Genomic DNA, 22,699 nt, shown 5'->3' with positions numbered 1-22,699 from the left:
GATTGGGTTAAGCAGCCACCTTTAATCGATTCCTGCCACTGCGCTTGGCGCCATAGAGCGCATTATCTGCGGCTTTCATTACTCGTTCAAAAGCGCCGTCATCAACGGTGTTGTCTGCCAAACCCATGCTGACGGTAATGCGAATATTACTTTTACGGCGAGTCGCGCCGCGTTTTTTAATCCCACTTTTTTGTCGTCGGGGACGGTTGCTGCGATCGCGCATAACCATATCGTATTCGGCAATAGCTTGGCGCAGCTTTTCCAGCTCCGCTTCAATTTGTTCTGCATTTTTGCCATTAAACAGCAGGCAAAATTCTTCACCGCCATAACGAAAGGCTTTGCCGCCGCTGCCCACCTCGCGGAGTTTACCTGCCACCACTTTGAGTACCTGGTCGCCCAGATCATGGCCGTGCTTGTCATTAATTTTCTTAAAGTGATCAATATCCACCATCGCCAGGCTGTAGTTGCTGCGCAACTCTCTGGCAGCTTTGTGCAGGGCGCGACGATTGGCAATTTGGGTCAACTCGTCTCGGTAGCCGATATGGAGAAAACTCGATACCTGATTAATCAGCAAAAGCGTGCCGATGGCAGAAAACATCACCGCAGAGATATTAGCCAGCTGGAACCATCCCAATGTTGCCCCGGCAAGCAAAGCACAACCCAACAAGCTGCTATCGGCGTAATTATTCCGCCACAGTAGACGTGCCATGGCTACTAGAAAGGCAGAGATAAACAGGAACGCAGATAAAGTGGGTAATCTCAAGCCATGAAAGCTGGTCGCCAATAGCGCGTTGGATTGCTCACTAAACCACAGTGGGTTTAGTGCAAATAAGCCAGTGATCAACAGGGTGGTTAGTGGTGCTGCCAAAATAGCGGTGATGCCGCTGGGGTGACGCAAGCTGGTGTCGGGCAGTAGCAGCAGGGCGATAATTGCTACTGGAAGCCACAGTGACAACACTGAAAACACCTGCCCGGCAGGCTCTGTATTTAATGACAGCTGCAGGTAGTTACGTATTATCCAATAGCTCAGCAGAGCCAGTACCGCAGCGGCTAACTCTCTGGCTTGCTGAGCCAGCAAGGCAATTAAGGTTGCCAGCGCACAAATGACATAAGGCAGGGGGGCAAGTTGTTCGCGATCCACTGTGGCGGCTTGGGGGAGCACAACGAGTGCTGCAGCCAGGCACAGCAGTGGTGTCATAAAGCGAGCGAGTATCGGCACCATGAGCAAAGACAGGTTATAGCAATGTGGTAAGTGTATGGCTTTGAGTGTTATTGGTAAACACAACAGGTTGGCGGTGTTGTGATTTCACCAATAGGTTAGTCTTTAGCCATAAAAAAACGCCCCGAAGGGCGTTTTGTTTATTCCGGGTAATCGCGCTTTGCGGCCCCGGTATAAAGTTGCCGAGGGCGACCAATTTTATAAGCGTTACTGAGCATTTCATTCCAGTGAGCGATCCAGCCTACAGTGCGGCCGGTGGCGAAAATAACGGTAAACATTTCCACTGGGATGCCCATGGCTTTAAGGATAATGCCAGAATAGAAATCCACATTGGGATAGAGTTTTTTCTCGATAAAGTACTCGTCTTCCAGTGCGATTTGCTCCAGGCGCTTGGCAATTTTCAGCAGCGGATCTTCAACACCCAGTGCTTCCAGAACTTCATCACAGGTCTGCTTCATGATGGTGGCGCGAGGGTCGAAGTTTTTGTACACACGGTGACCGAAGCCCATCAGGCGGAATGGATCATTTTTGTCTTTGGCTCGAGCGACAAATTCATCAATGCGGCTCTCGTCGCCAATTTCCTCAAGCATTGTCAGTACAGCTTCGTTGGCGCCGCCGTGAGCTGGTCCCCACAGAGCGGCAATGCCGGCAGCAATACAGGCAAACGGGTTGGCCCCGGAAGAGCCTGCCAGGCGTACCGTGGAGGTGGATGCATTCTGTTCATGGTCCGCGTGCAACAAAAAGATGCGATCCATAGCGCGAGCCAGGATGGGGTTAACTTCCTTATGTTCACAGGGGGTGTTGAACATCATGTGGAGGAAGTTTTCCGAATAGCTGAGAGAGTTGTCTGGGTAAATATAAGGTTGGCCGATGTAATGCTTGTAGCACATGGCCGCCAGGGTAGGCATTTTGGCAATCAGGCGATGTGCGGAAATCATCCGGTGCTCGGGGTTGGAGATATCCAATGAGTCGTGATAGAAGCTCGACATCGCACCCACCGAACCACACATAATAGCCATGGGGTGGGCGTCATAACGGAAACCATTCAAAAACAGCTCAATAGAGCGGCTTACCATGGTGTGGTAGGTAATGGTGTTGTAAAAGTCGCTCTTTTCTTGTGCGTCTGGCAATTCGCCATTGAGCAGCAGATAGCAAGTCTCGAGGAAGTCCGATTTGGCCGCCAATTGCTCGATGGGATAGCCCCGGTGCAGCAACACACCGTTTGCACCATCAATATAGGTGATTTTTGACTCGCAGGATGCGGTTGCGGTGAAGCCCGGATCAAAAGTAAACAGGCCATTTTTGGCCATGGGGCCTATGTTAATTACATCTTGCCCTGCGGTGCCGCTGTATAGCGGTAGCTCAATTGGGTTATCGAGACCGTCAACGCTAAGTACTGCTTTTCTATCAGACATAAAAACTCCCGTGAGCACCAGATACCACTAAGGGGGTGGGTGTGTAAGAAAATGTCAAGCCAGAAATCGGGAAATCCCTGAAAAACTGGATTATGACCCGGTGAGAAGCTATCGTTTGATAGGTTTTGTGTCAACTCATATTGCGGTTTTGTAGCTGTTTTACAGAGATAAAGTGCTTTATTGAGGATATCATTGCTCAAAGCCCGGCAACTCCGGGAGTTCTGGCGATGAGCATTTGTAATGGCACTGTAACGATCCTATAATCAGCGCGATTTTAAAGGGTGATCGACCCTTTTCAGCTGGATAAAAAAAGCACCATTGTGACACTCTTGCAGCGATGTTGGCGGTGTCATGGCCTCAGCGAATAAAGGCCCTTTTACCTTGCAATTTAAGACAGTACACGAGGGGACATATAGCCAATGGCTGATATAAGAACAATTTCTTTTGATGGCATCGTAGTAGGCGGCGGCGGCGCGGGTATGCGCGCAGCTCTGCAAATGGCTCAATCGGGCTTTAACACCGCAGTAATCACTAAGGTGTTTCCTACCCGTTCACACACCGTATCTGCACAGGGTGGTATCACTTGCTCCATTGCCAGCTCGGACCCCAATGACGATTGGCGCTGGCACATGTACGATACCGTCAAGGGTTCAGACTACATCGGTGACCAAGACGCTATCGAATACATGTGTCAGGTTGGCCCGGAGACGATCTTTGAGCTGGAGCACATGGGCCTGCCATTCTCCCGCACCGAGGAAGGTCGTATTTACCAGCGTCCCTTCGGCGGCCAGTCCAAAGAGTTTGGTGAGGGCGGGCAAGCAGCCCGTACCTGTGCTGCTGCTGACCGTACTGGTCACGCACTGCTGCACACCCTCTACCAGAGCAACCTGAAAAACAACACCACCTTCCTCAACGAGTGGTTTGCGGTTGATTTGGTGAAAAATAGCTCTGGCGCTGTTGTTGGTGTTATTGCCATTAATATCGAAGATGGCGAAGTGGTGTACGTTAAGTCCAAAGCCACGGTATTTGCCACTGGTGGTGCTGGTCGTATTTACGCCTCTACTACTAACGCTCACATCAATACTGGCGACGGTATTGGTATGGCTCTGCGTGCTGGCTTCCCCATGCAAGACATGGAAATGTGGCAGTTCCACCCAACCGGTATTGCCGGTGCCGGTGTACTGGTTACCGAAGGTTGTCGCGGTGAAGGTGGCTACCTGATTAACAAAGACGGCGAGCGCTTTATGGAGCGTTACGCGCCCAACGCCAAAGACCTGGCTGGCCGCGACGTAGTGGCTCGCTCCATGGTATTGGAAATCCTTGATGGTCGTGGCTGTGGTGAAAACGGCGATCACGTTTATCTGAAGCTGGACCACCTGGGTGAAGAAGTTCTGAACAGCCGTTTGCCCGGCATTATGGAACTGTCGAAAACTTTTGCTCACACCGACCCGGCCAAAGACCCGATTCCGGTAGTGCCTACTTGTCACTACATGATGGGTGGCATCCCCACCAATGTGAATGGCCAGGCTCTGACCCAAGACGAAAATGGCAACGACGTGGTTATCCCAGGCTTCTACGCCTGTGGTGAAGCCGCTTGTGTTTCCGTTCACGGTGCCAACCGCCTGGGCGGTAACTCGCTGCTTGACCTGGTGGTATTCGGTCGCGCTTCTGGTTTGTTTATCGAGAAGCAGCTGCGTGAAGGCATCGAGTTGGATGAAGCCACTGATGCGGATATTGAAGCGGCCATGGCTCGCCTCAATCGCGTAAATAACACCAACGATGGTGAAGGTGCTGCCGAACTGCGTACCGAACTGCAAAGCATTATGCAGAACCACTTTGGCGTATTCCGCCGCGGTGACTTTATGAAAGAGGGCATTGAGAAGCTGGCGGATTTGCGCAAGCGCATCGAGAATGTTCGCCTGGACGACAAGAGTTCAGCGTTCAATACCGCTCGCATCGAGGCCTTGGAACTGCAGAACCTGTTGGAAGTGGCCGAAGCCACTGCCGTTGCAGCGGAAGAGCGTGAAGAGTCTCGCGGCGCCCACGCTCGGGAAGACTTCCAAGAGCGTGACGACGAAAATTGGCTGTGCCACTCCCTGTACTTCCCGGCGGACAAGCGTGTTGCCAAGCGCGATGTGAACTTTACGCCGAACACTGTGGATACCTTCCAGCCTAAAGCACGTACTTACTAAGCACCTGAAAGTTAAGTACCTGAAAGAGCAAGGTGCCTAAAAGAACAAGAGGGCAGTTACTATGTTGAATGTTGAAATTTATCGCTACAACCCGGAAACCGATCGCGCTCCCTACATGAAGAGCTATCAGGTGGACACCAAGGGTCGCGATCTGATGATTTTGGACGTGCTTGAGCTATTAAAGGCTCAAGACGCCAGCTTGGCTTATCGCCGTTCCTGTCGCGAAGGGGTATGCGGCTCCGACGGCATGAACATGAATGGCAAAAATGGCTTGGCCTGTATCAAGCCGTTGTCCGAGGTGGCTCCCAACGGCAAGTTGGTGCTGCGCCCCTTACCTGGCCTGCCGGTGATTCGCGATCTGGTAGTGGACATGAGCCAGTTCTACGCCCAGTACCGCAAAGTAGAGCCTTATCTGCAAAACGACACTCCGGTAGAGGGTATCGAGCGCAAACAATCCCCCGAAGATCGTGAGAAGCTGGATGGTCTCTACGAGTGTATTTTGTGCGCTTGCTGTTCCACCTCCTGCCCGTCGTTCTGGTGGAACCCGGACAAATTTATTGGTCCTGCAGGCCTGTTGCAGTCCTACCGTTTCCTCGCAGACAGCCGCGACACGGTTACCGAAAAGCGCCTGGAAAACCTGAGTGACCCATTCAGTGTGTTCCGTTGCCACACTATTCAGAACTGTGTGGCGGTGTGCCCGAAAGGCTTGAACCCCACAAAAGCGATTGGCCATATCCGTCATATGCTATTGTCCAATAAGTCCTGATGTGGTGCTTGTCTCGCTCTTCCATGGCTTGTCAGTCCTGGAAGAGCGACGGATTCAAATATCCATTTTGGCAGTGAGCAGTTGTCACTTTGACATTGGGTTTAAACACTACATTGAGGAATAAATAGCGATGCCAGAAAGCATCATGGAGCAGTTTATCCGCAGCAGCCACTTTTCCGGTGGCAATGCCGATTATGTGGAAGCGCTCTACGAAAATTACCTACACGATCCCAATGGCGTGCCAGACGAATGGCGCGCCTTTTTTGATTCTTTACCCCGCGTAAATGGTGGTGGCCCGGATGTTTCCCACGCCACTATCCAGCAGCATTTTGAGCTGCTTGGGCGGCGCAAAGCGCGCAAAGGCCCAGCCCCCGGTTCCGGTGGCGTCAACATCGAGCACGAGCGCAAGCAAGTAAAAGTTCTGCAACTCATCAGCGCTTATCGCTCGCGCGGCCATCTCAAGGCCAAACTTGATCCGCTGGGCTTGGCGAAACGCCCAGGCTCTCCAGACTTGGATTTGCAATTCCATGGCCTCAATAGCGCTGATCTGGACACCACTTTCCAAACGGGCTCTTTATTTATTGGCAAGGACGAAGCCACGCTGCGGGAAATCGTGCAGTCGCTGGAAGAAACCTATTGCGGCAGTGTCGGTCCGGAAGTGGGCTACCTCACCGACCTTTCTGAAAAGCGCTGGTTACAGCAGCGGGTGGAAAGCGTTCACTCTCGCCCCAATTACGACAGCAGCGCTCGTATCGACGTATTGCAGCGTTTGACGGCAGCTGAAGGTCTGGAAAAACACCTGGACTCCAAATACCCGGGCACCAAACGCTTCGGTTTGGAGGGTGGCGAGAGCCTGATTCCCATGCTCGACGGCCTGATTCGTCGCGGTGGTGAATACGGCGCCAAGGAAATGGTATTAGGTATGGCTCACCGAGGCCGGCTCAATGTATTGGTGAACGTACTGGGTAAAAACCCGGCAGAGCTGTTTGAAGAGTTTGAAGGCAAAAAGCTGGTTAATACCTCTGGTGACGTGAAATACCACCAGGGCTTCTCTTCCAATGTGATGACCCCCGGTGGCGAAGTGCATTTGGCGCTGGCTTTCAACCCGTCGCACCTGGAGATTGCCTGCCCAGTGGTAGAGGGTTCCTGCCGCGCGCGTATGGATCGTCGTGACGACCCAGAGGGCAGCAAGGTAGTGCCTATCCTGATTCACGGCGACGCCGCATTTGCCGGCCAGGGCGTGGTGATGGAAACCTTCCAGATGTCCCAAACCCGGGCTTACAAAACCGGCGGCTCTATTCATATTGTGCTCAACAACCAGGTGGGCTTTACCACCAGCCGCAAAGAGGATGCTCGCTCTACCGAGTATTCCACTGAAATTGCCAAAATGGTTCAGGCTCCGATCATTCATGTGAATGGAGATGACCCGGATGCGGTGATGTTTGCCACCATGTTGGCCATGGATTACCGCTACGAGTTCAAGAAAGACATCGTTCTCGACCTGGTGTGCTACCGCCGTCGCGGCCACAACGAAACCGATGAGCCATCAGCTACCCAACCGCTGATGTACAAGAAGATTCGCACTCACAAAACCACTCGCGCCCTGTACGCCGAGCAGCTGGTGAAAGAGGGTGTAATTTCCGACGCTCAGGGTACCCAGTTCCTCAACGACTACCGCTCAGCACTGGATAATGGCGAAGACGTTACCCACAACTTGGTGTTAGAGCCCAAAGAAGTGATGCACGTGGACTGGCGGCCTTACCTGGGCCACAACTGGCTGGTGCCCGGAGATACCAGCTACGACTTGCACAAACTTCAGGATGTGGCCAAGCGCATCAGCACCGTGCCAGATGGCGTTGTTATCCAGCGCCAAGTTAACAAAATCTATGACGATCGCCGCAAAATGGCCGGTGGTGCACTGCCTTTGAACTGGGGTATGGCGGAACTGCTGGCCTACGCCACGTTATTGGAAGAGGGCTATCAGGTACGTATGACCGGTCAGGACATTGGCCGTGGTACCTTCTCACACCGCCATGCGGTTGTGCACAACCAGAAAGACGGTGAATCCTATGTACCGCTGCAAAACCTGTCGGCGGCTCAGCCTCGCTTTGATATTTACGACTCCTATCTGTCGGAAGAGGCGGTGCTGGCGTTTGAGTATGGCTATGCCACTACGCAACCCAACGGCTTGACCATCTGGGAAGCGCAGTTTGGTGATTTCGCCAACGGTGCCCAGGTGGTGATCGATCAGTTTATTACCAGTGGTGAGCACAAGTGGGGCCGTCTCTGTGGCCTGACTATGTTGTTGCCTCACGGTTATGAAGGGCAGGGGCCTGAGCACTCTTCAGCGCGCCTGGAACGCTACCTGCAATTGTGTGCAGAACACAATATTCAGGTATGTATTCCCACAACACCGGCCCAGGTATTCCACATGCTGCGTCGCCAGGCGGTGCGCCCCATGCGTCGCCCATTGGTGGTAATGAGTCCGAAATGGATTCTGCGCCACAAGCTGGCTACCTCTTCCCTGGAGGATCTGGCCAATGGCAGCTTCCACTCAGTGATTGGTGACAATCAAGTGGACCCTGCGAAAGTAACGCGCCTGGTGATGTGTAGCGGTAAGGTTTACTACCACCTGTTGGAAGAGCGTATGGAGCGTGGCATCGAAGACGTTGCTCTGGTGCGCCTGGAACAGCTGTATCCGTTCCCGGACGATGAGCTTTCGGCGGTGATTGACCAGTTTAAAAACCTGACTTCGGTGGTTTGGTGTCAGGAAGAACCGGTGAACCAGGGTGCCTGGTACAGCAGTCAGCACCATATGCGCCGCATCCTGCACAAGTTCTATCCAGATATTTACTTGGATTATGTAGGGCGTGACGCTTCTGCAGCACCAGCGGCGGGCTATATGTCCACCCACCTGGAAGAACAACAACGCTTTGTACGAGCAGCATTGACCACCTCCTAGGTGGCGGCTGTAGCCAATAATTAACTGAAAAAAACCAAGGAACAAAACAATGTCAGTCGAAATCAAGGCCCCGACATTTCCAGAGTCTGTTCAAGAGGGTTCCATTGCCACTTGGCACAAACAACCGGGTGAAGCGGTAAGCCGCGACGACCTGCTGGTAGACATCGAAACCGATAAGGTTGTACTGGAGGTGGTAGCCCCCCAGGATGGTGTCCTCCAGGAAATCCTAAAAGCCGAGGGCGATACGGTTCTCAGCAACGAGGTGATTGCGCGTATTGAGGCTGGCGCAGCCGCTGCTCCCAGTGCCGCACCGGCTGCAGACGCTGCACCTCAAGCGGAAGCGCCTGCCGCTGATGGCGAGAAGCCAGTTGCCCCGGCCGCTCGCAAGTTGGCAGAAGAGCGCGGTATCGACCCGCAGCAAGTTACCGGTACTGGCAAGAATGGCCTGGTCACCAAAGAAGACGTGGTTGCTCACAAAGGTGCTGCCGCCCCAGCGGCTCCAGCGGCTCCCGCTGCTGCAGAGCCGGCAGTAGTCCCCGGTGAACGGGTTGAAAAACGTGTGCCCATGAACCGCATGCGCGCCCGTATCGCCGAGCGCCTGTTGGACGTTACCCAGAGCACTGCCATGCTCACCACGTTTAACGAAGTGGATATGCACCGGGTGATGGACCTGCGCGCTCAGTTCAAAGACGCCTTTATAAAAGCCCACGATGGTACCAAGCTGGGCTTTATGGGCTTTTTTGTGCGCGCAGCGGTAGAAGCCCTGAAGCGCTTCCCGTCAGTCAACGCTTCTATCGATGGCAAAGACATCGTTTACCACGACTATCAGGATGTGAGTGTCGCAGTATCTACTGAGCGTGGCCTGGTGGTACCGGTACTGCGCGATGCCGACCAAATGAGCATTGCCAATATCGAAGCCAAAATTGCTGAATTGGGTGGCAAAGCTCGCGATGGCAAACTGACCATTGATGAAATGACTGGTGGCACCTTCACCATCACCAATGGCGGCGTGTTCGGTTCGCTGCTGTCTACACCGATTATCAACTCACCGCAGACCGCCATTCTGGGCATGCACAGCATTCAGCAACGCCCTGTGGCTGAGAACGGTGAAGTGGTGATTCGCCCGATGATGTACCTGGCCCTGTCCTACGATCACCGCCTGATTGACGGTAAAGAGGCGGTGCAATTCCTGGTGGCGATTAAAGAAATGATTGAGAATCCGGCCAAGATTCTTTTGGAAATATAAGTTTCTCGAGATTTAACTTTAACTTATCGATATAAATTATTGATTTAGGATATAAAAATGTCTGACAAATACGATGTCGTAGTGATCGGCTCCGGCCCGGCAGGGTATGTGGCTGCCATTCGTGCAGCCCAGCTTGGCTTGAAAACCGCCTGCGTCGAAAAGTGGCAGAAAGACGGCAAAATGGTCAACGGTGGCACTTGCTTGAACGTGGGCTGTATTCCCTCTAAAGCGCTGCTGGATAGCTCCCACAAGTACCACGAGGCAGCCCACGCTTATCAATCTCACGGCATTGGCACCGGTGACGTTACTGTCGATGTGCCCGCAATGATTGCTCGCAAGGAAAAAATTGTCGCGCAAATGGCGGGTGGTATTTCCGGCTTGTTCATGGCCAATGGCGTAACTTCTGTGTTTGGTGCCGGCCGCCTGTTGGCTGGCCGCAAGGTGGAAGTGACGGCTGCTGATGGCAGCGTGCAAACTTTGGAAGCAGACAACGTCATCATCGCCACTGGTTCTCTGCCCATTAATATCCCCGTTGCCCCCGTGGACAACGACGTGATTATCGATTCCACCGGTGCGTTGGAATTACAGGAAGTGCCCAAGCGCCTGGGTGTGATTGGTGCTGGTGTCATCGGCCTGGAACTGGGCAGCGTTTGGGGTCGCCTGGGTTCCGAAGTGGTGGTGCTGGAAGCGCTGCCAGACTTCCTGGCGATGATGGACAAACAAATTGCCAAAGAATCCCTGAAAATCTTCAAGAGCCAGGGCCTGGATATTCGCATGGGCGCCCGTGTTACCGGCAGTGAAGTCAAAGACGGCCAGGTGACAGTGAGCTACGAAAATGGCGAAGGTACTCAACAGGAAACCTTTGACAAGCTGATCGTTTGCGTTGGCCGCCGTCCTTATACCGAAGGCCTGCTGGCTCCAGACAGCGGTGTTAACTTGGACGAGCGCGGCTTTATTTTCGTCGACGACTACTGTGCCACCAACGCCCCTGGCGTATGGGCGGTGGGCGATGTGGTTCGCGGCCCGATGTTGGCTCACAAAGGCTCGGAAGAGGGTGTCATGGTGGCTGAGCGCATCGCCGGTCAGAAAACCGCTATGAACTACGACATCATCCCCAATGTGATCTATACCCACCCAGAGATTGCCTCTGTAGGTCTTACCGAAGAAGAAGTGAAACAGTCCGGTGAGCCCTACGAAGTGGGCACTTTCCCATTTATGGCCATTGGCCGAGCGGTGGCTGCAGATCAGGCAGAAGGCATGGTGAAAATAGTGGCCCACGCTGAGACCGATCGTGTTCTGGGTTGCCACATTGTTGGCCCCAGCGCTGCCGATTTGGTGCAGCAGGTAGCCATTGCCATGGAATTTGGCTCCAGTGCAGAAGATATTGGTATGACCGTATTTGGCCACCCAACCTTCTCCGAGGCAGTGAAAGAAGCAGCTCTGGCTGTGCATGGCCATGCCATTCACATGCCCAATCGCAAAAAACGCAAGTAAATTCCGGGAGGTGGAAGGTAACACTTCCATCTCACATCTCACGTTCAACAGAGATTTAATGATATGAACCTACACGAATATCAAGGGAAGCAGCTGTTTGCCGAATACGGTTTGCCAGTTTCTGCGGGCATTGCCTGCGAAACTGCCGCTGAAGCGGTGGCGGCTGCAAAAGAAATCGGTGGCGACACCTGGGTAGTTAAAGCCCAGGTACACGCTGGTGGCCGCGGCAAAGCCGGCGGTGTAAAACTGGTTTCCAACTACGACGACGTAGAAGCCTTTGCCAAACAATGGCTGGGCAAGAACCTGGTGACTTACCAGACAGACGCCAACGGCCAACCTGTGAGCCGTATCCTGGTGGAAACTTGCACCGATATCGCCAACGAGCTGTACCTGGGTGCGGTAGTTGACCGTTCCACTCGCCGTATCGTTTTCATGGCCTCTACTGAAGGCGGTGTAGAGATCGAGAAAGTGGCGGAAGAAACCCCTGAGAAAATCCTCAAGGCAGAAGTCGATCCGCTGGTAGGTGCTCAGCCTTACCAAGGCCGCGACCTGGCATTCCGTCTGGGTCTGGAAGGTGTGCAGGTGAAGCAATTCACCCAAATCTTCCTGGGTCTGGCAAAAATGTTCGAAGAAAAAGATCTGGCGCTGTTGGAAATCAACCCGCTGGTAATCACTGACGAAGGCAACCTGCACTGCCTGGACGCCAAAATCGTCATCGACTCCAACGCCCTGTACCGCCAGAAAGCGGTTAAAGAAATGCACGACCCTTCTCAGGAAGACGCTCGCGAAGCACACGCTGCCCAGTGGGACCTGAACTACGTAGCGTTGGACGGTAACATCGGTTGTATGGTGAACGGTGCTGGCCTGGCCATGGGCACCATGGACATCGTTAAACTGCACGGTGGTCAGCCTGCCAACTTCCTTGACGTAGGTGGCGGCGCTACCAAAGAGCGCGTTATCGAAGCCTTTAAGATCATTCTCTCTGACGACAGCGTGGAAGCGGTATTGATCAATATCTTTGGCGGCATCGTGCGCTGTGACCTGATTGCCGAAGGCGTAATCGGTGCGGTTGAAGAAGTGGGCGTACAAGTGCCTGTGGTAGTTCGTCTGGAAGGCAACAACGCCGAACTGGGCGCCAAGGTATTGGCAGACAGTGGCCTCAACATCATTGCCGCAACCAGCCTGACCGATGCAGCACAGCAAGCGGTAAAAGCCGCTGCTGGCAACTGAGTGGAGAAGTAGACCATGAGTATTTTGATTAACAAAGACACCAAAGTAATCTGCCAGGGCTTTACTGGCGCCCAGGGCACTTTCCACTCTGAGCAAGCCATTGAATACGGCACAAATATGGTTGGCGGTGTAACTCCCGGCAAAGGCGGTCAACAGCACTTGGGCTTGCCTGTGTTTAACACTGTTGCCGATGCGGTTGCAGAAACTGGTGCAGAAGCGTCCGTTATCTACGTACCTGCGCCGTTCTGTAAGGACTCCATCCTGGAAGCGGCCAATGCAGGCATCAAGCTGATTGTGTGCATCACCGAAGGCATCCCAACTCTGGATATGTTGGAAGCCAAGGTTAAGTGTGACGAACTGGGCGCGCGCCTGATCGGCCCTAACTGCCCCGGCGTTATCACTCCAGGCGAATGTAAAATTGGTATTATGCCTGGCCACATTCACCAGCCCGGTAAAGTGGGTATCGTTTCTCGCTCTGGTACTTTGACCTACGAAGCGGTTAAACAAACCACCGACTTCGGTTTTGGTCAGTCTACCTGTGTGGGTATTGGCGGCGACCCGATTCCCGGCTCCAACTTTATCGACATTCTGGAAATGTTTGAAAAAGATCCGGCTACCGAAGCCATCGTAATGATTGGTGAAATCGGTGGTACCGCTGAGGAAGAGGCGGCAGCTTACATTAAAGAGAATGTTAGCAAGCCCGTGGTTTCTTACATTGCTGGTGTTACTGCACCTCCCGGAAAGCGCATGGGCCACGCCGGTGCCATCATTTCCGGTGGTAAAGGCACTGCCGACGAGAAATTCGCTGCCCTGCAGGATGCCGGAGTAAAAACCGTTCGAAGCCTGGCGGACATTGGCGAAGGTTTGAAGGAAATTACCGGTTGGTAAATAAAAAAAGGGCAGCTTGAGCTGCCCTTTTTTTTAATGGTAAAGTCTTAATTAATATAATGCAGGCCCGTTTCAAACACATAAAAACTTGACTGGTTGTTCGTTATAAAGCTTTCCTTGCAAATAGGAATTTAAAATATAATCAAGGAGTAAACATGAAAAAATTTTTATGCTTATTGGCATCTGTAGCTACTCTATTCTTGACCGCATGCGCCACCAATCCTCAATACCCAGTTTCTCTCTCACATGGGGAATTAGTGAGAGGTGAAAAAGTTGGTATATACATTGACAAGCTTCCTGAAGTTAATACCGGTTTCCCTGGTGCTGACTGCCTGCTGTGCATAGGCGTTGCCTCTGCCGCGCATACAGCCCTTACAGCTCATGTTAAATCATTGTCAGCGGATGATTTTCTCACAGTCGCTGAGGGCCTAAATAATGAAATCAGCAGAGTTGGGAGCTCGGTAGTTCCAATAGAAGAAAGTATCAACTTTCGTAAATTACCCAAACATAAGACCAAAGAGCTAAACTTTGCTAAGAAAAACTTTTCCTCTTTCAAGAAAAAATATGATATCGGCAGCTTGCTTGTCATAGACATAAATGCTATCGGAGTTCATAGAGGGTATGCATCTTATGTTCCGACTGGTGATCCTCAAGCCGTTCTCTTAGGTACAGCTTACATGGTTGACTTAGAAACAAATGCCTATCGCTGGTATAAGCCTATTAGCATATATCGAAGTGCTGAAGGTGATTGGAAGGAAAAGCCAAGCTATCCAGGCCTCACAAATGCTTTCTATCAGGTTATTGAGCAGGGTAAGGATGAAATTCTTTCTCCTTTTCGCGCTGTAGAACCTGTTAGTCAAAGCGAAGACTGAGTTAGTAGCTATACAAAAAGGGAGGGGCTTATGAGGTTTGCAATTCTTCTAATCGGCATTGTTCTTACATCTGGTTGTTCCGGCGTAAAGAAACAAGAAAATATTTCGATATTGCCGGTCCCTCCGTTTGATAGGCTGTATGTCAAAAATATGCACCCTGAAAAGCCCCTTTTTTTAGGAAAAATTGATCGAACAAAAGAAGATGGGCGATCTGGATCAATTATGTATCCAGGTCAAAACGGTGCAGCATTTCTAGCTTCGGTGCTGACACATGCGGCTATAAATTCCGGTGTCCAGAAGGCCAGAAAGAAAGAGAAACAGGAACGTGCGAACAAAGTGTGGGAGTCATACCAAGGCGTTACAAATCAGACGAGCTTTGATGCACTAGTACCAAGCTCACTTAAATTGGATTCTGGCAAAGTCATTGAGGCCTTTCCTTACAGTCTTAAAGAGCCAGCTGAAAACTCTTGGGTTGCAGAAGTATCTCCTGTGTTTTACATGTCTGACAAGAAAAATTCTTTAACTCTTAAAAGTGAAGTTTCTTTTAGTCAGTCTAGCAATCCAAGTTCGAAAAAAATTAAAGTCACAGCCATCTACATTTCAGACGAAAATTCTATGGACCTTACGGGGGTCCATTCCTCTGAGCAGTCGCACCTAATAGATATATTTAAATCTATGTTTTCAAGAACCCTTGCTATGGCTTCAAACTTTTCAGAAGGTTTGTACGATAGTGGTCAAAAAGAAAAATCTGAGACATTAAGATATCTCGAAGACAGCCAAAAGAAAGTTGAGCGAGGCAAGGTTATATCTATTAATGATGAACGAGTGGTGTTTTTCACTTTGCGCGACGAAGTTAAGTCAGCGCCATTATACTTTGAATAAATGCATTTCTGACTTATAGCCAGCCACAGCCTTTAAGTAGGATTTTGGCTATATGTGAATATTTTGATAATTTTATTTCTATGTCTGTCATTCCATACATCCAAGTTGAAACTGCCCCCAACCCCAATGCTGCAGTTATCTGGCTTCATGGCCTGGGTGCGAGTGGCCACGACTTTGAGCCGGTAGTGCCGGAATTAAAGTTGCCACAAGAGCTGGCGGTACGGTTTGTCTTTCCCCATGCACCAGAAATGCCGGTTACTATCAATGGCGGCTACGTTATGCCTGCCTGGTACGATATTTTGGAAATGAATATCGACCGCAAAGTGGATGCTGCGCAATTGCGTGCCTCTGCAGACGCTGTAGAAAAGCTAGTGGAGCAGCAAGTAGAGCAGGGCATCGATAGCCGCAATATTATTCTTGCGGGCTTTTCCCAGGGTGGAGCGGTGGCCTACGAATTAGCACTGCGATATGGAAAGCCACTAGGAGGTTTGCTAGCGCTATCCACGTACTTTGCCACCGCCGACGATATCGAATTTTCCGAGGCCAATAAGAGTTTGCCTATTCAAATAATGCACGGCACTCGCGACCCGGTGGTGCCGGAATTGCTGGGGCAAAAAGCCAATCAGTTGTTGCGTAGCAAAGGCTATTCAGTGGGTTACAAAACCTATCCTATCGAACACAATGTCAGCTTGCCGGAGATTTTGGATATTGGGGAGTGGTTGGCATCTGTTTTGAAGCAATAATTCATAGTACTTAGCATTATGGAAATATCTTTTCCGAAAACACTTGATGAATTTAAAAGCCTTGTGGAAAAGTTGGATATTCAATGTCCAGAGCAATGGACTTACGCTTCTGAATATAAAGAAGAAGATATTGTGGAGTTTCTTTTTCTTTATGGTCTGTGGGAGTACATAGGCAAGTTTACTCCAGATAGGTATACACCAGAGTCTATTTCTCGTTATAGAAAATGGGCAGAAGAAGTTGAGTTTCGTCAGTTTGAACCCTATGTACCTATTACTGAAAAATTAATAAAGAAAGGTGTAACACCTGAAGAAATATCAGAATTAGTAATGCATGAAGCAGGAGGCTTAGCATTTAATTTTTGTTATGCAGTTGATGACACAGGCTATTATTCGAAAGACCATAAAAATTTAGGTTTGTATATAGAAGATGCGGCTGGGGCTCCTGAGCCAGAAGGTAGAATGGGCTGCCTGCATGAAATTCTTTTCATGGCACGCCCAAGGTCTTATCCAACCGCATCCGACTGATTTTCTGGCAGTGCTTTATCAAACGCGCCCAACGTATTGCAGTGTTCCCAAATCGAATTCAGTATTGGATATCTATTCATATCGAGCTTAAACCGCAACGCGTTATAAATCTGCGGAACCAGTACCACATCGGCCAGTGTCAACTTGTCGCCGAATAAAAAGGCACCTTTGCTGCCATATTGTTTTGCCCGTATCTCTAACGAGGAAAAGCCTTTACCAATCCATTGGTGAATCCAGTTTAGCTTCTGGCTTTCATTGGCATTCAGCTCACCAGTGATGTATTTTTGAATACGCAAGTTGCATAGGGGATGAATGTCGCAGGCGATATCGTAGGCTAGAGCCAATACTTGCGCACGTTCCGCATAATTTTCTGGCAGTAAGGGAGGAGTGGGGTAGCGGTTTTCAATATAGCCGAGGATGGCCATGGATTGGTTAATAACCAAATCGCCATCCACCAGCGTCGGTATCAGCTGTGCTGGATTTAGCTCTGTGTAGCTAGCGCTAAACTGCTGGCCACCGTCTTTAACCAGGTGGACGGACTCCTGTTCGTAGTTCACACCTTTTAAATTGAGAGCGATGCGAACCCGGTAAGCAGCGGAGGATCGCCAGTAGCCGTAGAGTTTCATTTTTCGTCCCATTCTTTGAGTGTTATTAGCTGTTTACCAACAAACTGCTGGCATGTCTGTCTTGTCTAAACGATTACAGCTTAGCAGGGAGTACCGTACCAATTACTTCGCCGAAACCGATCCGCACCACGCCGTCGCGCTCGCAATAGCCGCGCATAATCACGCTGTCGCCATCTTCCAGGAAGGTGCGTTGTTCGCCGTTGGGCAGGGTGATGGCTTGTTTGCCGCCGCGGCTCAGCTCCAGCAGGGAGCCCGCTTCTTCATGCTCTGGACCAGACTGGGTGCCAGAGCCCAGCAGGTCGCCGGGCTGCATGGCGCAGCCATTCACGGTGTGGTGAGCCACCATTTGCGCCACGGTCCAGTAGCTGTGCTTAAAGCTGGACTCGGACAGTTTGGCAGGGATTTCACCGGCGCTGCGCATTTGTTCGGTTTCGATAAGGCATTCCAATTGAATATCCATACTGCCATGTTCATTGTTGAAGTCACTGCTTAGGTAGGGCAGCGGCTGTGGGTCGTTCTCTGGGCGTGTAAATGCGCTACGGAACGGTGCCAGGGCCTCGGTGGTGATAATCCATGGCGATACGGTAGAGGCAAAGTTCTTCGCCAGAAATGGCCCCAGAGGCTGATATTCCCAGGCTTGCAGGTCACGGGCCGACCAGTCATTAAACAGGCACAGGCCAAATACATGGTCTTCGGCGTTTTCAATATCCACGCGCTCGCCCAGAGTATTGCCTTCGCCGATGTAGATACCCATTTCCAGTTCGTAGTCCATACGCTTGCAGGGGCCGAAACTGGGCTCTACGGCATCTGGCGCTTTGGTTTGACCGACCGGGCGCGGGAATGCCTGGCCGGATACATCAACGGTAGAGGCGCGGCCGTGATAGCCGATAGGTACCCACTTGTAGTTGGGCAGTAGTGGATTGTCCGGACGGAACAGGGAACCCACAGCAGTGGCGTGATGGATCGAGGTGTAGAAGTCAGTGTAGTCACCGATTACACAGGGCAGGTCATACTCCACCTCAGTCATAGGCACGAGGCACTTTTCCACCTCGGCTTGCTTGTCTGAGCCACTGCGCAAGGCGTGGGATAACGCCAGACGCAGAGCCGAGTTGGCCTCTTTTCCCATACCCATCAGCAGGTTGAGAATTGGCTCTCCAGCCGCTTCACAGGCTTCCTGAGCCAGATTGTCGAAAATCCCAGCAATGGCCAGTGCCTGCATATCAATGACTTGATCACCAATGGCGACGCCGCCGCGAAATTCTTCGTCGCTGTCCGCGCGACGGAATACTGAAAATGGCAGATTCTGGATGGGAAAGTCGCTGCCTTGAGCGGAGTCAACCCAACTGGTTAGTAAAGCATCGTGGGTTTCGTTGAGTAGGGAGGCCATTATTTACTCTCTTATTGGTTGTCGCCGGTTGAGAAGGGGTTACAGATCCGTATTGCCGGTAAAGTGTTTGGTTAAGCCATTCCAGCAATCCAAATAATCCTGCTGTCGCTGCTTACACTCCAGCGCGTACTTGGTAGGCTGGATGACGTAGCGGGATTCAAACATAAAGGCCATGGTGGCCTGTTGTTTTTCTGGCGCCAGATCGCTGTTGCTCGCTTTTTCAAATACCGCTGCTTCCGGGCCATGAGGCGACATGCAGTTATGCAAACTGGAGCCGCCTGGCACAAAGCCTTCTTCCTTTGCGTCATACACCCCGTAAATCAGACCCATGTATTCACTCATCACATTGCGGTGATACCAGGGCGGACGAAAGGTATTCTCTGCCACCATCCAGCGTGGTGGAAAGATCACAAAATCCAAGTTGGCTACGCCTTCAGTGTCCGATGGCGACGACAGCACCGTAAAAATAGACGGGTCTGGGTGATCGTAGCTGATGGTGCCCATGGTGTTAAAGCGTTCCAGATAGTACTTGTAGGGTGCGGAGTTGCCCACCCAGGCCACCACATCCAGGGGAGAGTGATCAATGTCGCAACTAAACAGATTGCCGCCAAATTTGCACGCCAGCTGGAAATTCCCTTCAAGGTCTTCGTAGGCGGCTACCGGGTATTTGAAATCCCGGTCATTGGCGTAGCCGTCGGAACCCACCGGGCCGCGCTCAGGCAACACCATGGGAGCGCCGTAGTTTTCGCACAGATAGCCACGAGCCTGTTCGTCCAACAACTCCACACGGAACTTAATGCCTCGTGGAATCACCGCAATGTCGCCGGCCTTGATGGCGAGAATGCCACATTCGGTGTGCAGTGCCAGAGCACCCATCTGCGGCACAAACAGCAGCTCGCCGTCGGCGTTGTAGAAGTAACGGTCTTCCATGGAGCGGTTGATACGGTAATGGTGAATACCAATACCGACCTGACTGCCCAGGTCACCATTAGCGGCCATGGTTACCAGGCCATCGACAAAGTCTGTGGGCTCTGCGGGCACCGGCAGCGGGTTCCAGCGGTACATGGTGGGCGGGGTGACCACTTCGGTAATGGGTGCACTGCGCACCAGGCCTTGGTCAATCTGGCGGTACTCTCCTTGAGCCACTGATGGGCGAATGCGGTAGAACCAAGTGCGGCGGTTTTGGTGGCGCGGTGCTGTGAAAGCAGTGCTGGTAAATTTTTCCGAGTACAGGTCGTAAGGCACTTTTTGTGGCGAAAACCTGCCTTGGGGCAAGGCGCCGGGCAAGGCTTCGGTTTCGTGTTCGTTGTCGAAACCGGAGAGGTATTTCAGGTCGTCGTATTGATGGGGCATACGAAGATTCCTTGTTGTTTTTAAAAGCGCGTCAAAGGCGCGCGGGGATGACGGCTCAACAATTAGTCCAGCACACCGCGACGAATCTGGTCTTCTTCGATGGATTCAAACAGCGCCTGGAAATTGCCTTCACCAAAGCCGTCGTTGCCTTTGCGCTGAATGATTTCAAAGAACACCGGACCAATAACAGTTTGGGTAAAAATCTGTAGCAGAATACCACTGGATTCTGGATCGCCATCCACCAGAATTTGCAGTTCACGCATATCGTCGATATTTTCTCCATGGCCTTTAACTCGGCTATCTACTTTCTCGTAGTAAGTGTCTGGGGTGGGCATAAAGTCCATGCCTTTGGCGCGGAGGTTACGCACAGTCTGGTAAATGTCTTCGGTGGATAGGGCGATATGCTGAATGCCTTCTCCATTGTATTCCTTCAGGTATTCCTCAATCTGGGATTTGTCATCAGAGGATTCGTTGATGGGAATACGAATTTTGCCGCAGGGGGCAGTCATGGCCTTGGATACCAGTCCGGTCTGCTTACCCGTGATATCGAAGTAGCGGATTTCCCGGAAATTGCCGATATTTTCATAGAAGCTGGCCCACTTGCCCATATTGCCCTGCTGTACGTTATGGGTAAGGTGATCCAGATCCAACAGGCCACCTTCATTGGCGGCGACAGTGTCTTGCCAACCCTCGTAGAATTTAAAGTCTATGTCATAGATTTCGCCGTTATCGCCATAGCGATCCACAAAATACAGAGTGCTGTTGCCAATGCCATATACCGCGGGAATATGCAGCTCCATAGCTCCAATATCGGATGTAAACAGTTTGGCGCCGTTCTCCAGAGCGTATTGGTGAGCAGTGGCAGCGTCTTTTACGCGAAAAGCCATGCCACAAACACTGGGGCCGTGTTTGGCCGCAAACTCCGCGGCTTGCGATGAAGGCTGTGCGTTAACAATAAAGTTGATGTCACCCTGTTTAAACAACCACGCCTCTTTGCTGCGGTGTTTCGCCACTTCAGAAAATCCCAGCAGTTGAAACAACTCTTTTAACTGGCCAATACCCTCAGCGGAGGGAGCTGTATATTCAACAAATTCAAACCCATCGGTGCCGAGGGGGTTTTCTGCAGCGAGTTCTACGCTCATTGGATGCCCTTAATTGCGTGGTTAAGATGTAAAAGTGTCGCAAAAGGGCGCTGTTATTGCTCACTTTTTACCGCAAAACTACCGACTTATAATTTTTGTATTTTGTAAATATATTTGTACATTAAAAACTTTAGATTATTGTTTTTATTGTTTTTATTGTTTTTATTGTTCTTTTTGTGGTTTTCCAATGCCGTAGTCGCGAAGTTTATTGGCAATGGCTGTGTGCGATATGCCCAGTCGCTGAGCCAGTTTTCGAGAGGAGGGGTAGGCGGGGTACAGGCGTTGTAAAAGTTCAGCTTCATAGCCTTTTACAGCCGCTTCCAGTGTGGTGACATGCTCCCTGTTCACAAGCCCCCATTGTTCTGCATAGCCAGGTAATTGAAAGTTCTCAGGTTCGATAACCACCCCTTGGGCTACTGAAGCTGCCTGCTGAATAGCGTTTTTAAGCTGGCGTACATTGCCCGGCCACTGGTAGCGCTCAAGAATGGTTTTTGACAGTGTGGACAGGTTCAGGCGGCTGCGGCTAGCGCTGTTGTATTGGCGTAAGAAGTGGCGAGCCAGTGGCATAATGTCTTCGCTGCGATCCCGCAATGGCGGTATATCTAATATCAGAGCACTGAGTCGGTGGTAAAGGTCGTCACGGAACTGGCGCTGTTCGCACAGTTCTGGCAGCTTTTGCTGGGTTGAACAGATAACCCGTGTTTGGCTAGAGAGTTCTTCTTCGCTACCCACACGGCGATAACTGCCGTTCTGCAACAAACGAAGAAATTTGGCCTGTAAAGGCAGTGGCAGCTCCGCTACTTCCTGCAAAAATACTGTGCCACTGGCTGCAACTTCAAACACCCCCTTGTGTACATTGCCGTCGGGGCTAACAGCGCCAAATAGCTCGCTTTCAGCTGCGTCTTCAGGGAGTCCGGCACAATTGATGGTCAGAAAGGGTTGCTCACTGCGCAAGCTGTGCTGATGGCAAGCCCTGGCAAGCAGCTCCTTGCCAGTGCCAGTCTCTCCGGTGATAAGAAGAGGGGAGTCCAGTTCGGCAATCTTTCGAGCCTGGCGCAATAAACGCTTCATCCCAGGGCTTTTGGCTTGAATAAACTCGAAGTGCCCCATGTGTTTGCTCCAGGCGGCTATTTGCCGCCCCAATTGCGCTGCGTTTTTAAACACAACAACACCACCAGCAAAAGCATTGTCCGTTTCGTCGTTCACACTAATGGGGTTGATGTTGGCCAGATAAGGATAGCCGGCAAATTCCAGTTGGCAGTCTGTGGGTTGTGGTGTGTTTAACCACTGAGCGAGGTTAAAACCTTTTAACCATTGCTTGATGTGCTTGCCCCTGGCTTCATCCATGGTCATTTTTAACAGGCTGAGAGCCGCTTCGTTGGCAACAGTGATATTGCCTTCCTGGTCGATGGAGATAACCGGATCGGGGAGAGTGTGTAACAGAGTATGAATTTCCCCCTGTTCTCGCTCAAGGGGCATGTAGGGTACCAATACCACGTCGCTGACATCTTCGATGCGACGTATTTGTGGCATCAGCTTTTGCAGGGCGTCGAAATCGAGGTTTTGAAATCGCAGGTAAATCTGTCCGTCCCGGCTGACTTCAATACCTCGTAAATCAATGTGGTGACGCGCCAAAGTTTCAAGTATTTCCAAGGCAATGCCCTGGCGGTTTTTACAGCTGACTTGTAAACGCATGGGAGTACTCTGCAAGAAACAATAAAGCGATTGTATTGATTTCTTTACAGATGGGCTACCGC

The 22,699-nt window shown here is 51.3% G+C and carries 18 protein-coding genes; 11 read left to right on the top strand and 7 right to left on the bottom strand.

The window, feature by feature from the left end:
* Window positions 1-7: 7 nt before the first annotated feature.
* Complete coding sequence (locus tag KFE80_02785) at window positions 8-1,198, bottom strand: GGDEF domain-containing protein (protein UTW45855.1); 1,191 nt, start codon at window positions 1,196-1,198, stop codon at window positions 8-10.
* Between the two features lie 161 nt (window positions 1,199-1,359).
* Complete coding sequence (gltA, locus tag KFE80_02780) at window positions 1,360-2,634, bottom strand: citrate (Si)-synthase (GenBank protein UTW45854.1); 1,275 nt, start codon at window positions 2,632-2,634, stop codon at window positions 1,360-1,362.
* Between the two features lie 419 nt (window positions 2,635-3,053).
* Here gltA and KFE80_02775 point away from each other — a divergent pair, with 419 nt between their 5' ends.
* The 11 genes from KFE80_02775 to KFE80_02725 all read left to right on the top strand — a co-directional run bounded on the left by KFE80_02775 (window position 3,054) and on the right by KFE80_02725 (window position 16,434).
* The gene (locus KFE80_02775; protein UTW45853.1) at window positions 3,054-4,826 is read left to right on the top strand and encodes a succinate dehydrogenase flavoprotein subunit; all 1,773 of its coding nucleotides are present in this window, start codon (window positions 3,054-3,056) and stop codon (window positions 4,824-4,826) included.
* 61 nt (window positions 4,827-4,887) lie between these two features.
* On the top strand, window positions 4,888-5,592 hold the full coding sequence (locus KFE80_02770) for a succinate dehydrogenase iron-sulfur subunit (protein ID UTW45852.1): 705 nt from the start codon (window positions 4,888-4,890) through the stop codon (window positions 5,590-5,592).
* 130 nt (window positions 5,593-5,722) lie between these two features.
* Window positions 5,723-8,554: a 2-oxoglutarate dehydrogenase E1 component gene (locus KFE80_02765; GenBank protein ID UTW45851.1), complete on the top strand. Its 2,832-nt coding sequence runs from the start codon at window positions 5,723-5,725 to the stop codon at window positions 8,552-8,554.
* A 49-nt stretch (window positions 8,555-8,603) separates the two neighbouring features.
* Complete coding sequence (odhB, locus tag KFE80_02760) at window positions 8,604-9,800, top strand: 2-oxoglutarate dehydrogenase complex dihydrolipoyllysine-residue succinyltransferase (protein UTW45850.1); 1,197 nt, start codon at window positions 8,604-8,606, stop codon at window positions 9,798-9,800.
* 57 nt (window positions 9,801-9,857) lie between these two features.
* The gene (gene lpdA, locus KFE80_02755) at window positions 9,858-11,294 is read left to right on the top strand and encodes a dihydrolipoyl dehydrogenase (protein UTW45849.1); all 1,437 of its coding nucleotides are present in this window, start codon (window positions 9,858-9,860) and stop codon (window positions 11,292-11,294) included.
* Between the two features lie 63 nt (window positions 11,295-11,357).
* Window positions 11,358-12,524, top strand: a complete 1,167-nt coding sequence (gene sucC, locus KFE80_02750; protein UTW45848.1) for an ADP-forming succinate--CoA ligase subunit beta — start codon at window positions 11,358-11,360, stop codon at window positions 12,522-12,524.
* Between the two features lie 15 nt (window positions 12,525-12,539).
* The gene (sucD, locus tag KFE80_02745; GenBank protein ID UTW45847.1) at window positions 12,540-13,412 is read left to right on the top strand and encodes a succinate--CoA ligase subunit alpha; all 873 of its coding nucleotides are present in this window, start codon (window positions 12,540-12,542) and stop codon (window positions 13,410-13,412) included.
* Between the two features lie 155 nt (window positions 13,413-13,567).
* Entirely contained in the window at window positions 13,568-14,284 is a 717-nt protein-coding gene (locus KFE80_02740; protein UTW45846.1) for a hypothetical protein, read from the top strand.
* Window positions 14,285-14,314: 30 nt separating this feature from the next.
* Window positions 14,315-15,166 carry a hypothetical protein gene (locus KFE80_02735; protein UTW45845.1) on the top strand — a complete coding sequence of 284 codons (852 nt, stop codon included), beginning with the start codon at window positions 14,315-14,317 and terminating at the stop codon, window positions 15,164-15,166.
* 80 nt (window positions 15,167-15,246) lie between these two features.
* On the top strand, window positions 15,247-15,909 hold the full coding sequence (locus KFE80_02730) for an alpha/beta fold hydrolase (GenBank protein ID UTW45844.1): 663 nt from the start codon (window positions 15,247-15,249) through the stop codon (window positions 15,907-15,909).
* An 18-nt stretch (window positions 15,910-15,927) separates the two neighbouring features.
* Entirely contained in the window at window positions 15,928-16,434 is a 507-nt protein-coding gene (locus tag KFE80_02725; protein UTW45843.1) for a hypothetical protein, read from the top strand.
* Here KFE80_02725 and maiA read toward each other — a convergent pair.
* The 5 genes from maiA to KFE80_02700 form a co-directional block, all read right to left on the bottom strand.
* Window positions 16,413-17,060 (bottom strand): maleylacetoacetate isomerase, encoded by a 648-nt coding sequence (gene maiA / locus KFE80_02720; GenBank protein ID UTW45842.1) that lies wholly within the window; start codon window positions 17,058-17,060, stop codon window positions 16,413-16,415. The two genes, KFE80_02725 and maiA, sit on opposite strands and share 22 nt — an antisense overlap.
* Before the next feature lie 73 nt (window positions 17,061-17,133).
* Window positions 17,134-18,447 carry a fumarylacetoacetase gene (fahA, locus tag KFE80_02715; GenBank protein ID UTW45841.1) on the bottom strand — a complete coding sequence of 438 codons (1,314 nt, stop codon included), beginning with the start codon at window positions 18,445-18,447 and terminating at the stop codon, window positions 17,134-17,136.
* Between the two features lie 39 nt (window positions 18,448-18,486).
* Window positions 18,487-19,800, bottom strand: a complete 1,314-nt coding sequence (gene hmgA, locus KFE80_02710) for a homogentisate 1,2-dioxygenase (GenBank protein UTW45840.1) — start codon at window positions 19,798-19,800, stop codon at window positions 18,487-18,489.
* A gap of 62 nt (window positions 19,801-19,862) precedes the next feature.
* On the bottom strand, window positions 19,863-20,942 hold the full coding sequence (hppD, locus tag KFE80_02705; protein ID UTW45839.1) for a 4-hydroxyphenylpyruvate dioxygenase: 1,080 nt from the start codon (window positions 20,940-20,942) through the stop codon (window positions 19,863-19,865).
* Between the two features lie 162 nt (window positions 20,943-21,104).
* Window positions 21,105-22,637 carry a sigma 54-interacting transcriptional regulator gene (locus KFE80_02700; GenBank protein UTW45838.1) on the bottom strand — a complete coding sequence of 511 codons (1,533 nt, stop codon included), beginning with the start codon at window positions 22,635-22,637 and terminating at the stop codon, window positions 21,105-21,107.
* Between the last annotated feature and the right edge of the window lie 62 nt (window positions 22,638-22,699).

The sequence above is a fragment of the bacterium SCSIO 12696 genome (assembly GCA_024397955.1).
Classification (GTDB): Bacteria; Pseudomonadota; Gammaproteobacteria; order Pseudomonadales; family Porticoccaceae; genus SCSIO-12696.
Note: the sequence above shows the minus strand (reverse complement) of the source record. Positions and strands in the feature narration are given on the sequence as shown.